Here is a 15,423-nt window from a genome sequence, read left to right as displayed (position 1 = left end):
TCGCCCGAACTACTGGGCATCATGGGGCACACGGCACCGGTCCCACTACCGTTCACCGGCCGCGACGTCAGAGCAGCGACGGGTTGACCCGGCGGACGACGGCCTCCACATCGGCGCGGGGGACCGCCGCCCACAGGATCTCCCGGGCCCCGGCGTACTTGGCCGCCAGCTGGGCGCGCCGCTCCTCCGGGAGCTTCATGGCGCGCTCCACCAGGGAGTTGTGGGCATTGTCGGCGATCTTGACCAGGGTGGCGGCGTAGTCGGCGGCGACCTGGCGCACCATCTCCTCATAGGGCACATCGGGCCGGTGGGTGAGCCGCTCCACCAGGGCGACCACGGTGGCGGGCACTCCGGCGGAGTGCAGGTCGGCCGCGGTGAGACCGGTGTCCTCCAGGGTGTCGTGGAGCAGCCCGGCCATCGCCAGGCCGGTGCCGAACGGCCGGACTCCATGGGCGACGGCCCGCACATGCCCCACATAGGGCTCGCCGATCCGGTCGACCTGGCCGCGGTGGGCGCTCTCGGCGAGGGCGTCGACATCGGCGAGGGAGAGGGTCATCGGATGCTCCTGGGGTGACAGGGCCGGGGTTCCAGTCTTCCACCGGTACGCGAGGAGGCGGGCCTTAGGCTCGTCGCCGTGGTCCATGTACTGAGCAGTCGTGTCCTGCTGCGTCCGGCCGATCTGCCGCGCGCCCGCGCCTTCTACCGGGACGAGCTGGGGCTGGAGATCTACCGGGAGTTCGGCACCGGGCCGGAGCGCGGCACGGTGTTCTTCCTGGGCGGCGGGTTCCTGGAGGTGTCCGGGCGCACCGAGGCCGGACCGTCGCCCGCGGTGCAGCTGTGGCTTCAGGTCGCCGATGTGCGGGCGGCCCACCGGGAGCTGTCGGCGCGCGGGGTGTCGGTGGTGCGGGAGCCCGTGCTGGAGCCCTGGGGTCTGCTGGAGATGTGGATCAGCGACCCGGACGGGGTGCACATCTGCGTGGTGGAGGTCCCTGCCGACCACCCGCTTCGGCACCGTCCCTGACGTACGGACCGCCGCCCGCACCCCGGCGTACGGTCCGCTGCCCGCACCTCGGCGCGATCGACATGAACAGTTCAAGACACCTTTACCTCCCACGTCTGGCTCCGCGCTTGTCTACGCGCGGATACTCCTCTGCGGGCGTGCCCCCGCGCCCGGTCTCGAACCCACGGCTCGACATCCCCCGGAGGTTGTCACCATGCCCGGACCGCGCACCCCTGCCCGCCGCCGCCTGCTCGGCGCAGCGACCGCCCTGGCCGCGGCCCTCTCCGGCGCCGCCGCCCTGCCCGCAGCCACCGCAGCCCCGGCGGCGGCTGCCACCGCCACCCACCGGGTGCTGTTCGACAACACCAAGGCGGAGACCGCCGGAAACGCCGACTGGATCATCAGCACCAGCCAGCCCGACCCGCTGGCGCAGAACTCCTCGCCCAGCAGCGAGACCTCCTGGACCGGCGCGCTGTCCTCCTGGGGCGTGGCACTCCAGCGGCACGGCGGCTACAGCCTGAAGACCCTGCCGTCGGGCTCCACCATCACCTACGGCAACACCTCCAACGCCCTGGACCTCTCCAACTTCGACACCTTTGTGCTGCCGGAGCCCAACGTCCGGCTCAGCAGCGCGGAGAAGACCGCGGTGATGACATTCGTCCAGAACGGCGGCGGGCTGTTCCTGATCTCGGACCACAACAACAGCGACCGCAACAACGACGGCTACGACTCCCCCGCCGTCATCAACGACCTGCTCACCAGCAACGGCGTCGACAACACCGACCCCTTCGGCTTCTCCGTCGACCTGCTCGACGTCTCCACCGACAACCCCAGGGCGATCTCCGACAGCAGCAACCCGGTGCTGCACGGCTCCTTCGGCACCGTCACCGGCAGCATCCTGCGCGACGGCACCACCTTCACCCTGAAGCCGGCCGACAACCCCGCGGTCAAGGGCCTGCTGTGGCGCACCGGTTACAGCTCCACCGGCACCACCGGGGCGTTCTTCGTCACCTCCGCCTTCGGCAGCGGCAGGGTCGCCATCTGGGGGGACAGCTCACCGGCCGACGACGGCACCGGGCAGTCCGGCAACACCCTGTACGACGGCTGGAACGACCCCGCGGGCACCGACGCCGCCCTCGCCCTGAACGCCACCGAGTGGCTCTCCGGCACCGGCTCCGCCGGCACCACCACGGGCGGCACCACCGCAGGCGGCACGACCGGCGCCACCACGGGCGGCACGACCGGCGGCGGCAGCTGCACCTCGGCGCAGCTGCTGGGCAACGGGGGCTTCGAGTCCGGCAGCGCCTCGCCCTGGACGGTCAGCGACAGCGACATCCTCTACAGCGGCTCCACCGAGCCCGCCCACACCGGCAGCTGGGACGCCTGGCTGAACGGCTACGGCACCGCCAACACCCGGACCCTGGCGCAGACGGTCACCGTGCCGAGCGGCTGCACCTCGGCCTCGCTCTCCTTCTCCCTGCACATCGACACGGCCGAGACCACCACCTCCACCGCCTACGACACCCTCAAGGTGCAGGTGCTGAACAGCTCGGGCAGTGTGCTCTCCACCCTGGCCACCTACTCCAACCTCGACGCAGCCTCCGGGTACACGGCCAGGAGCTTCGACCTGTCCGCGTACGCGGGTCAGACGATCACCGTGAAGTTCACCGGGACGGAGGGCTCCACCAAGCAGACGTCCTTCGTGGTGGACGACGCCGCGCTCAACGTCGGCTGAGCGACCGCTCCGCGCAGCTCCTTCCCCGCCCGCTGCCCGGGCCGGTTTCACCGGCCCGGTTCAGGGGGCCGGGAAGGAGCCCTCGTCCAGGTCGGAGGTGGTGGCATTGCCTCCAAACACCGGCTGGAGGGTGAGCCGCCAGGTGCTCCAGCGGATCTGGGTGCTGGTCACCGTGGTGGTGAAGTTCAGCGGGTCGTCGAACTTGCTGAACCCGCAGTCCCGGGTGAACCGCTTGCCCTTGGAGTCCCAGTCCCAGCCGCTGGTGAAGTAGACGGTGTAGGTGCCGTCCCGCACGCCGCGCACCTTGTAGTCGGCGCCCTTGCGGACATAGACGGAGTACGCGGTCCGCTTCCCCTTGGCCAGGGAGATCACCGCGTCCTGGTCGCCGCCGTTCTCGATGGTGAGCTCACCGCGGCCGGTGCGGCTGCCGTTGCGGACATAGCTGCCCGTGGACTTGCGGCGGTTCTGCGCGGCACCGGTGTGCGGGGCCCGGTAGGACGTCCGATAGCCGGCCCCGGACAGCTGCGACAGCGCCTTGGGCAGCGCCTTCAGCCCCTTGGAGGCGCCCAGCCCGGCCAGCGCCGAGGACGCCGTGCAGTAGTGCTTCCGGTCCAGGTCGGAGCGCACCGACTCCAGATCGGTGGCCAGCCGGTCCAGCGCCGCCACCAGATCCCGGTGCGGCTGGGCGGCGTTCTGCGGCGGGCCCACGTCGTCGAGCCCGCGCGCCGCGTCGTCCGCGGCCTGCCGTGCATCGGCCAGGCGGTCGCCCAGATCGCCGACGCTCCTGGCCGAGGCGGCCCTGCCGAGTGCCTTGCCGACCGGGTCCACCAGGCCCGCCAACGACTGCCCGTAGGGCGTCGGGGTCGGGCTCGGCACCGCCGGGGAGGTGGCCGAGGCCGGGGCAGGCAGCCCGTCCTGCGTACTGCCCGTGCCACCGGCCGGTCTGCCGCCGCCCGAGTCGCAGGCCGCCAGCAGCAGCACGGCAGCCGCCACCGCCGCGGCTCGTGCACCTGTAGAAGATCCCACCGCATGTCCCCCTCATGCCGTGTACGCCGCAGCAGCGGCGCAGCCCCCGTTGCCCCACCCAGGATCGCGAGCCCGTGGCGGCGAGGTCAACGGGCGCGCGGGGTGCGCCCCGGACACCCCGGCGCACGCGGTGGCGGCGGCAGCGGACGGGGCCGCGGCTCACGCCTCCTCGACGGCTCCGCGGCGCAGCCCCTCGGTCCACTTCTCCTCGATCCGGCCGAACCGCCAGACACCCAGCGCCACCAGCCAGGTCAGCACGAAGAGGCCGACGATGGCATAGCCCACCAGGTTAAGGTCCAGACCGCCGATCCAGCCGATCACCCCACCGCTGATGTCCAGCTTCTCGGCCACCAGGGAGGTCAGTTCGATACCGCCGATCACAAAGGCCACCGCCACCGACAGGCCGGTGATGGTGATGTTGTAGTAGACCTTGCGCACCGGCTTGGAGAACGCCCACTCATAGGCGAAGTTCATGAACGAGCCGTCGATGGTGTCCAGCAGGCTCATCCCCGCCGCGAAGAGCACCGGCAGTGTCAGCAGGGCGTACCAGGGCAGCTGGAAGGCGGCCGCCCCGCCGGCCAGCACCAGCAGCGACACCTCGGTGGCGGTGTCGAAGCCCAGGCCGAAGAGCAGCCCCACCGGGTACATGTGCCAGGGCTTGGTGACCGCGCGGGTGGCCCGGCCCAGGATGCGGTTCATCAGGCCGCGCTTGTCCAGCTGCGCCTCCAGCTCGGCCTCGTCGTAGTCACCGGTGCGCATCCGCCGGAAGACCTTGAGGATGCCGGCCAGCACGCCCAGGTTGATCAGGGCGATCAGCATCAGGAAGACACCGGAGACGGTGGTGCCGATCAGGCCGGTGGTGCGCTGCAGCGCCGAGCCGTCGTCCTCGACCTGGCCGGCCAGTGCCCGCACACCGACGGCGAGCAGGGTGCAGAGGCCGAAGACCACGGAGGAGTGGCCCAGCGAGAACCAGAAGCCCACCGACAGCGGCCGCTGCCCGTCCGACATCAGCTTGCGGGTGGTGTTGTCGATGGCCGCGATGTGGTCGGCGTCGAAAGCGTGCCGCATCCCCAGGGTGTAGGCGGTGAGGCCCATGCCGGCGCCGAAGACGACCCCGCCGACCTGGTGGTGCTGCGGTGCCACGATCGCCAGCAGGGTGAACCAGCCCACGACATGGAGCAGCAGCACAAACCCGCCCATCCCGGCCAGCCGCGACCACTCCTGCCGGGTGAGCCTGCCTCTGGTACGGCTCCGGGAAGCGTCGTTGGCCTCGGCCGGCACGCTGGCGGTGGTCATCGGGGCGGGTCCTCGTTCCTGCCTGGGCGGGTCGGCAACCCGGCAATCTTTTCGCCTTTGTATCTCAACTGCAAGTTATTTGCAGTAGCGGAGGACGTGCTGATCACCACAGTGCGCGCCCCGGCCGGGCGCCGGGCGCCTCCCGTACGGCCGGAACACACCTGGTTCACAGCCGCGTCTCATGAACGCCTCAGAAACCCTCGGGAGCCTGGAGCGCAGCGGCAGCACCGCTCCGCATCCCACCAGGACGAGGAACCCGACCGATGACCACGCACCTCCCCGATCCCTCGCCACCGCAGCCCGGGGCCCCGGTCCCGCTGATCGCGCCGCCGCCCTCGCTGCCCGGCACGCCCGCCGGAGGCATCGGACCGGCGGGCACACCGCCCGGCGGACCGCGCGGACTCCCGGTGCGGCTGTGGCGCGGCCGGCCGGAGGACCCGAGCTGGGCCCGTCCCGCCCTGCTCGGCCTGCTGGCCGCCACCGCCGTGCTCTATGTGTGGAACCTCAGCGCCTCCGGCTGGGCCAACTCCTTCTACTCCGCGGCGGTCCAGGCCGGCACGGTCAGCTGGAAGGCCTTCTTCTTCGGCTCCTCCGACGCGGGCAACTTCATCACCGTCGACAAGCCCCCGATGTCGCTCTGGCCGATGGAGCTCTCCGCACGCGTCCTCGGGCTCAGCTCCTTCAGCGTGCTGCTCCCCCAGGCCCTGATGGGCGTGGCCACGGTGGGCACCATGTACGCCTCGGTTCGGCGCCGCTTCTCCCCCGCGCCGGTCTGCTGGCCGGGGCGGTGCTGGCGCTGACCCCGGTCGCGGCGCTGATGTTCCGCTTCAACAACCCCGATGCGCTGCTGGTGCTGCTGCTGGCCCTCGCCGCCTATGCGGTGCAGCGCGCCCAGGAGGCGGCCGGCACCCGCTGGCTGGTGCTGGCCGGCACGCTCTTCGGCTTTGCCTTCCTCACCAAGACCCTCCAGGCGTTCCTGGTGCTCCCCGCCTTCGCCCTGGTCTACCTGGTGACCGCGCCGACCGGGGTGTGGCGCAGGGTGCGGCAGCTGCTGCTGGCCGGCCTGGCCATGGTGGTGGCGGGCGGCTGGTGGGTCGCGGTGGTCGAGCTGATGCCGGCCTCGTCCCGGCCCTATGTCGGCGGCTCGCAGGACAACAGCTTCCTGTCGCTCACCTTCGGCTACAACGGCTTCGGCCGGCTCACCGGCGACGAGACCGGCAGTGTCGGCGGTGGCGGCGGCGGCGCGGGCCCGGGCGGCGGCGGCATGTGGGGCAGCACCGGCATCACCCGGCTGTTCGACGGCGACATCGGCGGGCAGATCGCCTGGCTGATGCCGGCCGCCCTGCTGCTGCTGGTGTTCGCGCTGTGGGCGACCCGCCGCGCCGTCCGGACGGACACCGCCCGGGCAGGTCTGCTGATCTGGGGCGGCTGGCTGCTCTGCACCGGACTGACCTTCAGCTTCATGGGCGGCATCTTCCACCAGTACTACACGGTGGCCCTCTCCCCGGCGGTGGCCGCCCTGGTGGGCATGGGAGCCGACGCGGCCTGGCGGGAGCGCGACCGGGTCGCCGGTGCGGCGGCCCTGGCGGTGGCCGTCGCGGTGACCGGGTGGTGGTCCTTCGTCCTGCTGGGCCGCAGCTCCGACTTCCTGCCCTGGCTGCGGTACGCCGTGCTGATCGGCGGACTGGGTGCGGCCGCGGCCTTCGCGGCGGCCTTCGCGATGTCCCGGTCCGGGGTGCGGGGCACTCCGGACGGGCCGGTCCCCGTGCATACGGCGGATGTGCCGGGTGCGGCGGGCGTGCGGCTGGGGGCCCGGGTGGCCACGGTCGCGGGGCTGGTCGCGGTGGTGTCCGCGGTGGCCGGTCCGACCGCGTACAGCCTGGACACCGTCTCCACGGCGCACACCGGTTCCATCGTCACGGCGGGCCCGGCGGTCACCGGCGGCATGGGCGGTCCCGGGGGCGGCGGACGCGGCGGCTTCCCGGGCGGGTTCCCCGGCGGCGAGTTCGCAGGCGGGCGGACCGGACGGACCGGCCAGGGCTTCCCCGGCGGCGGGCAGGCATTCCCCGGCGGCGGGCAGGCATTCCCCGGCGGCGGCCAGGGCTTCCCCGGCGGCGGGCAGGGCTTCCCCGGCGGCGGGCAGTCCCAGAACGGACAGAACGGCCAGAACGGAGCCCCCGGCGGCTTCGGCGGCGCCACCGGCCGGATGCGCGGCGAGGCCGCCGGGATGGGCGGCGGCATGGGAGGCGGCGGCGGGATGGGCGGCCTGCTGGGCGGCACCTCGGTGAGCAGCGCCATGGTCACTCTGCTGAAGCAGGACGCCTCCAAGTACACCTGGGCGGCCGCGACCATCGGCTCCCAGAACGCGGCCAGCTACCAGCTGGCCTCCGGACAGCCGGTGATGTCCATCGGTGGCTTCAACGGCACCGACCCGGCCCCGTCGCTGACCCGTTTCAAGGAGCTGGTGCAGCAGGGCAGGATCCACTGGTTCCTCTCGGGCGACCGCATGGGAGGCGGCGGCAACGGCACCTCCTCGCAGATCACCAGCTGGGTGGAGGCGACCTTCGCCACCACCACGGTGGACGGCACCACCGTCTACGACCTCACCCGCAGCAAGAACTGACCGACCCTCGAAGGCCGGACGCGGCCCAGGACCTCCCCTGGGCCGCGTCCGGCCTTCCCGGCGTTCCGGACCCGCCTCCCGGGGTGCGGGATCCGCGTGGTCGGAGCCCTGCCGGGCAGCTCGCGGGCGTCGTGTCGTGACGCGCGGCCAGGCCCCGCCACGCCCGGACGGCTAGTGCCGCCCCCGCCAACTTTTGCCCTGCCGCGACGCTCCCCCGGCCTTCGGCCGGGAGGTGCCCCCAGGCACGCTCGCTGCGTTGGCCGAAAGCCCAGGTACGACCCAGCACAAGGGCTTCCGGCCGCCTTGCGATCGCACGCACCGGACGCCGCGGCGCGGGGGCACCTCCCAGCCGCCAGGCGTGGGGGCAAACGTTGGCGGGGCGGCACTAGGCGGCCGGGGAGAGCGTGCGGACCGTGTGGAGCTGGTCCGCGACATCGGCGAGGCTGGCGCAGCGGGCCCCCAGCCGGACCGGGTCGGGGAGAGCGGGGTCACCGGGGTGCCGACGCGCGGAGGCGTCCTCGGCGAGGCGGGTCAGCGCGGCGGTGAGGGTGCGGGCCTCGGCGGCGGGCAGGCGGCGGCCGCCGTGCTCGATGCGGACGGCGCAGGCGGTGGTGGCGTCGAGCAGCCGCTCGATCGCGGTGACCGCCGGTGCCCAGCTCTCGGTGGGCACACCGGCCGGCGGCAGCTCCGCGGCGGCCTGCGCCACCGCCGTACGGGCCTCGGCGAGGGCCTGGTAGGCGGCGCGGCGCAGCCGCAGACGGTCGGCCCGGGGGGCCTGCGGCGCGTCCACCACCTGGGCCAGATAGGCCTCGGCGGCATACAGGGCGGCGGCCCAGTGGACGGCGACCGCGGCCCGGCGGCTGCCCAGGCGCGGCAGATGTCCCGCGGCCAGGGCGACCAGGCAGCCGAGGAGGGTGTCCACCAGCCGGCTGCCCGGGGCGCCGTGGGCACCGGAGAGGCCGGCGAAGGCGAGCACGATCGGGGTCAGGGCGGCGGTCTGCAGGGCGAAGTGCCGCCAGGCGACGGGCAGCAGGGTCCCGCACAGGGCGGCAAGCGCGACGGGGCCCGCGTTGCCCGGCAGCAGCGCCTGCACGGCGGTGAACAGCACGACTCCGGCGGCGGTGCCGAGCAGCCGGTTGACCGCCCGGGAGAAGAGCGGGCCCAGGTCGGGCTTGGCCAGGAAGGCGGCGGTGACCGGCAGCCAGTACCACTGCTGGGGGCGGATCAGCTGGGCGACGGCGGTGCAGGAGCCGACGCACAGGGCGACCCGCAGGCCGTACTCACGGCCGAGCGGGCCGAGCGCCCGGCGCAGCCCGGGGCGGTGGCGCAGCGGCGGGCGGGGCGGGGCGTCCGCAGCGCGCACGGGGGCCGCGAAGACCTCGGCGGCGTGCAGCAGCGCGTCGTGCAGGGCCCGTCGCCCGGGGGTGTCGGGGGTGGGGGCGGCGAGCGGGCCGCAGGGTTCGCCGGTGCGTACGGAGCGGGCGAGGCGGAGCGGGGCGTCCGCGGTGTGCGGGGGCAGCGTCCTGGCCTCCCACAGCAGCGCGACGGCGGCCTCGGAGGCGTCGACGGCCACGGTGAGCTGGGCGCGCAGCCGGCGCTCGGTGGGCGCCGGGTGGCGGCCGCGGTGCTGGTCCAGGGCGGTGTGGGCCCGGTCGGGCCGCGGTGAGAGCGCGGCGGGTCTCCTCGACGCGGTCGGTGCCGACCGCGCGGAGCATGGCGCCGAGGGCGTCGAAGGCCGCGGCGACGGCCGCGCGCTCCTCGGTGCGGTCGGGTGCGGGGCCGGACCGCCGGGTGGCGGCGGTGAGCAGCGTGTCGAGCAGCAGCAGCCATCCGGCGCCTGCGGCGAGCAGGGCGGCGCCGAGCCAGGCGGGTCCGTGGTGCGGCAGGCCTGCGCCGATCAGCAGGGCGGCGAGGGACTGCATCGCCGCCATGGAGGCTATGGGGCCGATGGCGCTGGCGGCGCCGGAGAGACAGCCGGCGAGGGCGACGACGGGGGCGATCCACAGCGCGTCGGGCACGGTGCCGCCGGGTGACGCGGCCGCGGCGAGCAGGGCGCCGAGCAGGAATCCCAGCGCCACCGCGAGACCCGGTACGCCGATCCGGGCGGTGCGGGTGCGGCGGGTGCCGGCCCGGTCGTTGACCGTGGCGAGCATGGCACCGAGTGCGGCGAGGACGCCCTCGGGCACCCGGTGGGCGGCGACTCCGGCGGCCAGCAGCGGGCCGGTGGAGAGGGCGCCGCGCAGGACGCATCCGCGGGCCCCGGGTCCTGGGGCCATCCGCAGCGGGTGGCGGAGCCATTCCGGGGCCCGGTTGGTGTCGGGGGCGGTTCGGGGCGGGCGCGGGTCGGCGGCCACGTGACGGCTCCTGGTCGGCCCGGTGGGGCCGCTGCTGGGAGGTCGGTGCGGGACGGCGTCGGCCTGCGGGGTACGGGTTCCATGCTATCGGCCGTCTGTTTCGGGCCGGTGAACCGCCCGGGGGAGGTCAGTCGGCGGCGGGGCCGCGCAGGAGGCGGCTGACGGTGCCGAACCCGTCGGCGAGGACGGTGAGCTGCTCGCGGCTCAGGACGTCGATCAGCAGCCTGCGGACCAGGGCGACATGGCCGGGAGCTGCGTCCGCCAGCCGGCGGCGGCCCTCCTCGGTGAGGACGGCGAAGACCCCGCGGACGTCGGTGGGGCAGGAGCGGCGACGGACCAGACCGCTCTTCTCCAGCTGGGTGACCTGGTAGGTGAGGTTGCTCTTGGAGGTGAGCAGGGTGTCGGCGAGCTCGGTCATCCGCAGCTCACCGCCGGGTGCGCGGTCCAGCCGGACAAGGATCTCGTACTGCGGGTGGGACAGCCCTGCCTCCTCCTTGAGCTGCTGCTCGATCCTGCGGTTGAGCAGTGCGCCTGCGGCCAGGAAGCCCTCCCAGGCGCGCATCTCCTCATCGTCCAGCCATCTGGTTCCGGGGTCGCCCATGGCCCCATGGTACGTGATTGTTCAAATTCAAATCATGCGCTACCTTCGGGATGCAGGTTCACATTCGAACAACCTGCGGGCAGCACCGAAGGAGCCCCCATGACGACCACCCCGACGTCCGACCGGATGCCCGTCCTCTACCTCTCGCACGGCGCCCCGCCGCTGGCCGACGACCCGGTCTGGCCCGGTGAGCTGGCCGCCTGGTCCGCGGGGCTGCCCAGGCCCACCGCCGTGCTGATGGTCTCCGCGCACTGGGAGGAGGCCCCGCTGGCGCTGGGGGCCACCAGCACGGTGCCGCTGGTCTACGACTTCTGGGGCTTCCCGGAGCACTACTACCGGGTGACCTATGCGGCGCCCGGTGCACCCGAACTGGCCGACCAGGTCCGCAAGCTGCTGCGCACCGCCGGCACCCCCGTGCAGGACATCCCCGACCGGGGCCTGGACCACGGCGCCTACGTCCCGCTGGTGGAGATGTTCCCCGAGGCGGACATCCCGGTGCTCCAGGTGTCGCTGCCGACGCTGGACCCGCAGCGGCTGATGGAGATCGGCCGCCGCCTCGCCCCGCTGCGCGACCAGGGGGTGCTGATCGTCGGCAGTGGCTTCTTCACCCACAATCTGCGCGCCATCAGCCCGGACGGCCGGGTGCCGGGAGTGATGGCCGAGTTCGACGACTGGGGGCGCCGCGCCCTGGAGGCCGGGGACGTGGACGCACTGCTGGACTTCGAGCGCAAGGCCCCCGCCGGACGGCTGGCCCACCCGCGCACCGAGCACTTCGCGCCGCTCTTCGTCACCCTGGGCGCGGGCGCCGAGGAGCTGGCCTCCCAGCAGAGTGTCATCGACGGCTTCTGGATGGGACTGGCCAAGCGGTCGATCCAGATCGGCTGACGCAGCGTCAGCCTTCTGCGGCCGACCAACGCGCCCAGTCCTCGGGCGTGTCCACGTCGCCGGCCGCCGCCACATCCCCGCACTCGACCAGCTCGAGTTCGGCGGCGCGCGCCGCCAGCAGGGCGCGGGCGCCCGCATCCCCCCGGGCGCCCGCCGCCGCCTCGGCGAAGTGGCAGGCGCCGATCAGCACCGGATGGCCCCGGCGGCCGCCGTACGCTGCCGCCGCCAGCCGGGCGCCGGATCGGTGCGCCGCCAGCAGCCGGGCCACCGCGGCGGCCGTCACCCCCGGGGTGTCCACCAGCATCACCAGCACCGCGGGACAGTCCGGCGGCAGTGACGCCAGACCGGCCCGGAGCGAGGAGCCCATGCCCTCCGGCCAGTCGGGGTTGGCCACCACGGTGCAGCCGGACAGATCGGCGACGGCCGCCACCCGCTCGCGGTCGGCGCCCAGCACCACATGGACCGGATCGCAGCCGCCGTCGCGGACGGTCCGCACCGCATGCTCCAGCAGCGGCCGGCCCCGGAACTCCAGCAGCGCCTTGGGCCGGCCCCCGAGCCTGCGCCCCGCACCGGCCGCCAGGACCAGCCCGGCGACCCCCGATGTCACCTCTCCCATACGCCCCAGCCTGCCCCACCGCCGCACGGTGCCGGGCAGCGACCCACCGCCGGTCCCCGCCGCCGGGTGACGACATACCCGGCAGCACCGCTCCGGGACCCCAGGACCGCCCAGCTCCGGCGCGGTGGCGCCCGTGACCTGCGCCACCTGTCACCGCGCGCTCCCCACCCGGCCTTGACGTCCCGTTATGCACCCTGGTCTGCTGGACGGGGAACCGCCCCGCAGCCCCGCCGGAGACACCTGTGCGCAAGAGCCGCCCCGCCATATCCGCCTCCGCCGTCCTTCTGCTGGCCGTCACCGGCTGCTCCTCCACGGCCCTGGGCGGGCTCGGAGGGCCCTCCACCACCCCGCCGCCCGCCGCCGACTCCGCCGGGCCGGGCACCAACCCGCTGGACAATCCCGACGGCACCAGGCCCGGGTTGGCCGCGATCACCTCAGCCGCGGACAAGGCCAGGGCGCGGGCGCTGATCGAGAAGGTGGCCACCAAGGGACGCGGGCCCAAGACGGGGTACGACCGGGACAAGTTCGGCTACGCCTGGACGGACTCGGCGCCGGGCGGCATCCCGTTCGCCCACAACGGCTGCGACTCCCGGAACGACCTGCTCAAGCGTGACGGGGAGGACGTCCGTTTCCGCAGCGGCTCCGACTGCGTGGTGATGTCGATGACGCTCCACGACCCCTACACCGGGAAGACGATCGCCTGGACCAAGTCCCATGCCACCGCCGTCCAGATCGACCACGTCATGCCGCTCTCCTACGACTGGCAGATGGGCGCCTCGCGCTGGACGAAGGACAAGCGCGAGGACATCGCCAACGACCCGCTCAACCTGATCCCGGTGGACGGACCGACCAACGGCGCCAAGAGCGACTCCGGTCCGGCGGCCTGGCTTCCCCCGAACAGCCGAATCCGCTGTTCCTACTCGGTGCGGGTGGCGCAGGTGTCGCTCAAGTACGGCCTGCCGGTCACGACGCAGGACAAGGACATGATGCTCAGGCAGTGCGGGGCCTGATGCGGCGCGGTTCAGCCGCCCCGCAGTGGCTGCACACCGGCCGGGGCATCCCGGCGTGCTCAGCGGCGGGACCTGCGGTCCTCGCATCCCTGCGGTCACCGGTGGCCGAGGCCGTCCCGGCGGCCACCCGCGGCACCACGTGCCGGGCGCGGTTCGCTGAGCAGCTTCGCCAAGTGGTCCGCGAACCCGGTGAGCCGATCCAGCCGTGACCCGCTGCGGGCGATCCGGAACCCGTGGCGGCGGCCCCAGAACGCCGCCTGGACCGCATGGAACTGGGCCCACCGCTGGACCCGTCCCCGGTCGAGTTCCGCAGCCTCGGCGAAGACGTCCAGGACGCGATGGACGGCCTTGCAGCAGTCGTCCGCTTCGAGCAGCACCACGGCCCGCGCCTTGAGCAGCGTGCCGCCGTCGTAGGCGGGGTCCCCCGCACACCCCTTGGGGTCGACGGCCAACCAGGGCTCGCGCTCGGCGCGCAGGATGTTGCGGGCGTGCAGGTCACCGTGGATAAGGGTGTCCGGTTGGGCGTGTCCCAGCTCGCGGACGGTCTCGACGGCCTCGTCCACCACGGAACCCGGCAGCGGGTGCGTCAACTCCTCGGCGTCCGCGCGAAGCTGCTCCTCCCAGGCGCCGGCTTGCTCGCTCAGCCGTGGGAGGCCGGGCGGCGCGGGAACGGCCAGTCGGCGGCTGATCCGCCCTGCGACCGTCGCGACCTCGTCGCCGTCCTCGACCTCTGCCAGCGTTGAGGGCCGGACCCGCTCCAGCAGCATCGCGAACCGCTCGTCGTCGCGTTCATGCAGCAGGACGGCGCCGCGCCCGCCCCACGCCGCGAAGGCATCCGGCTCATGGACGTTGCCGGGGTGCGGGAACGACACCTTCAGCACGGCGGTCCCCCGGCCCCGCCGTCTCACCGGGACGATCACCCCGACACCCCCGTGCATGACCGCACCGTCCGGTACGCATCCCCAGTGCTCCAGCAACTCGTCCACGAGTCGCGGGAGTTGGGCAAGCCAGGCCGCTCCGGGCTCGCCCTCACGCTCCACCGTGCTCCGGGCGAACCCCTGGGGTACCGAGATCATCCGGGCAGCCTAGGCCCAGGCCGGAGCCGACTCTGCACCGGCCGGCGCAAGCGGCGGACCGTCCTTCTGTCACGGACCCCTGGTCCCGAAGCGGAAGATCCGTCCCCGGAGGCGGGATTGCCCTTCAGCAGGCGCCCCAGGGTTCGACGCGTCCGCGGCGCGGCCCGGGGGCGCGTCCGGGTGGCCGGCGGGGGGTGGTACCGGTGGAGGAGCGGATCCCTGAGAGCCCCCTGAGGATTTCCACAAGCCCTGCCGAGGGGCCCGTGGATCGGGGAGCATGGAGGCCGAGCACACTCCCCGAGCCGAACGGACGGTACGCACGATGTCCGCAACGCCGACGCCCGACGAGTCGGCGGCACGCGGGGCCGAGGTCCCGCCCGCCGGGCGGCCGGTGCGCTGCCCGGCCTGCCGCCGGGAGCACCTGTACCAGTCGCCGCTGCTGCCCTGCCCGTGCGGCGCCTCGCTGAAGGTGCCGCTGCTGCACGGCGGAGTGCCGGTGCAGGTGCGGTTCCGCTCCTGGGAGGACTCCTGGCTGGCGATGCGGTGCCCGCAGTGCGGACGGTCCGACCAGTGGCCGCAACCCGAGTTCACCTGCAACTGCGGTGCCACGGTGCGGCTCCCGGTGGACCACGGCCCGCGTTCCGGCGGGACGGAGCAAGGGCGGCCGCCGCTCGCCGTGCCGCCTGCCGCACCCGCAGCGGCGCCGCGGCAGCAGGCCGCGGTCCGGCCGCGCCCGCCGTTCCGGCCGCATCCGGTGCGCACCTCGGAGGACGCGGTGATGGCGGCGGCGCGTTTCCTGGAGTGGCTGGGCTTCGCCGGGCTGGAGCTCTCCGAGGCGCAGGAGCGCGACGGCGTCCGGCTGTTGGGCAGCCGGCTGGTGGCCCAGGTGGACACCTGGACCGAGCCGGCCGATCTGCGGGCCGTGGAGTGCCTGTGGCTGGGGACCCTGCACGCGGCCGACGCGGTGGCTGCCATGTTCACTCTTGCGGGTTATTCGCGGGAGGCGGTTGCACGGGCCGAACAGCTACTGGTGGCCCTGTTCACGCTGGACCTCGCGGGGGTGCCGCAGCCCGCGAATGACGCGGGTCGGACGCTGCTGCGCACCGGCTCCACATCCTGACCGGAGTCCTCCCTGGTCAACGCGGTGTCAGGAAACCGGCTCCGTACGTGATCTGGCGCACAAGCTCGTCCGCATGTTGAA

Annotated in this window: 12 protein-coding genes and 1 pseudogene; 6 read left to right on the top strand and 7 right to left on the bottom strand. The window is 73.7% G+C overall.

Going from position 1 to position 15,423, the window contains the following annotated elements:
- Positions 1-67 precede the first annotated feature (67 nt).
- Entirely contained in the window at positions 68-556 is a 489-nt protein-coding gene (locus AB0761_RS29710; protein WP_377272218.1) for a phosphohydrolase, read from the bottom strand.
- Between the two features lie 78 nt (positions 557-634).
- On the opposite strand from AB0761_RS29710, the gene AB0761_RS29705 reads away from it, so the two are divergent.
- Both AB0761_RS29705 and AB0761_RS29700 read left to right on the top strand, forming a co-directional pair.
- Positions 635-1,021: a VOC family protein gene (locus tag AB0761_RS29705; protein ID WP_377272217.1), complete on the top strand. Its 387-nt coding sequence runs from the start codon at positions 635-637 to the stop codon at positions 1,019-1,021.
- Between the two features lie 193 nt (positions 1,022-1,214).
- Complete coding sequence (locus AB0761_RS29700; protein ID WP_377272216.1) at positions 1,215-2,735, top strand: hydrolase; 1,521 nt, start codon at positions 1,215-1,217, stop codon at positions 2,733-2,735.
- Positions 2,736-2,795: 60 nt separating this feature from the next.
- Here AB0761_RS29700 and AB0761_RS29695 read toward each other — a convergent pair whose 3' ends face one another.
- Both AB0761_RS29695 and AB0761_RS29690 read right to left on the bottom strand, forming a co-directional pair.
- Positions 2,796-3,728 (bottom strand): hypothetical protein, encoded by a 933-nt coding sequence (locus tag AB0761_RS29695; protein WP_377272215.1) that lies wholly within the window; start codon positions 3,726-3,728, stop codon positions 2,796-2,798.
- Positions 3,729-3,920: 192 nt separating this feature from the next.
- Entirely contained in the window at positions 3,921-5,057 is a 1,137-nt protein-coding gene (locus AB0761_RS29690) for a HoxN/HupN/NixA family nickel/cobalt transporter (protein WP_377272214.1), read from the bottom strand.
- 263 nt (positions 5,058-5,320) lie between these two features.
- Here AB0761_RS29690 and AB0761_RS29685 point away from each other — a divergent pair.
- Positions 5,321-7,680 (top strand): annotated as a pseudogene (locus AB0761_RS29685) (ArnT family glycosyltransferase).
- A 385-nt stretch (positions 7,681-8,065) separates the two neighbouring features.
- On the opposite strand, the gene AB0761_RS29680 reads toward AB0761_RS29685, so the two are convergent.
- A complete protein-coding gene (locus tag AB0761_RS29680; RefSeq protein WP_377272213.1) occupies positions 8,066-9,253 on the bottom strand; it encodes an FUSC family protein in 1,188 nt (395 codons plus the stop codon).
- A 908-nt stretch (positions 9,254-10,161) separates the two neighbouring features.
- Positions 10,162-10,635 (bottom strand): MarR family winged helix-turn-helix transcriptional regulator, encoded by a 474-nt coding sequence (locus AB0761_RS29675; protein ID WP_377272212.1) that lies wholly within the window; start codon positions 10,633-10,635, stop codon positions 10,162-10,164.
- 99 nt (positions 10,636-10,734) lie between these two features.
- On the opposite strand from AB0761_RS29675, the gene AB0761_RS29670 reads away from it, so the two are divergent.
- Positions 10,735-11,520 carry a dioxygenase gene (locus AB0761_RS29670; RefSeq protein WP_377272211.1) on the top strand — a complete coding sequence of 262 codons (786 nt, stop codon included), beginning with the start codon at positions 10,735-10,737 and terminating at the stop codon, positions 11,518-11,520.
- A 7-nt stretch (positions 11,521-11,527) separates the two neighbouring features.
- Here AB0761_RS29670 and AB0761_RS29665 read toward each other — a convergent pair whose 3' ends face one another.
- Positions 11,528-12,136: an NTP transferase domain-containing protein gene (locus tag AB0761_RS29665; RefSeq protein ID WP_377272210.1), complete on the bottom strand. Its 609-nt coding sequence runs from the start codon at positions 12,134-12,136 to the stop codon at positions 11,528-11,530.
- Positions 12,137-12,378: 242 nt separating this feature from the next.
- Here AB0761_RS29665 and AB0761_RS29660 point away from each other — a divergent pair, with 242 nt between their 5' ends.
- Positions 12,379-13,146 carry an HNH endonuclease family protein gene (locus AB0761_RS29660; protein ID WP_377272209.1) on the top strand — a complete coding sequence of 256 codons (768 nt, stop codon included), beginning with the start codon at positions 12,379-12,381 and terminating at the stop codon, positions 13,144-13,146.
- Between the two features lie 95 nt (positions 13,147-13,241).
- Here the strand turns inward: AB0761_RS29660 and AB0761_RS29655 are convergent, their stop codons facing one another.
- Positions 13,242-14,222, bottom strand: coding sequence for an aminoglycoside phosphotransferase family protein (locus AB0761_RS29655; RefSeq protein WP_377272208.1), 981 nt, complete (start codon positions 14,220-14,222; stop codon positions 13,242-13,244).
- A 322-nt stretch (positions 14,223-14,544) separates the two neighbouring features.
- On the opposite strand from AB0761_RS29655, the gene AB0761_RS29650 reads away from it, so the two are divergent.
- Entirely contained in the window at positions 14,545-15,342 is a 798-nt protein-coding gene (locus AB0761_RS29650; RefSeq protein ID WP_377272207.1) for a hypothetical protein, read from the top strand.
- Positions 15,343-15,423: the final 81 nt, after the last annotated feature.

Origin of the sequence: Peterkaempfera podocarpi, from assembly GCF_042466665.1 — a bacterium.
GTDB classification, from domain to species: Bacteria; Actinomycetota; Actinomycetes; order Streptomycetales; family Streptomycetaceae; genus Peterkaempfera; species Peterkaempfera podocarpi.
This window is presented reverse-complemented; position numbering and strand designations above follow the sequence as displayed.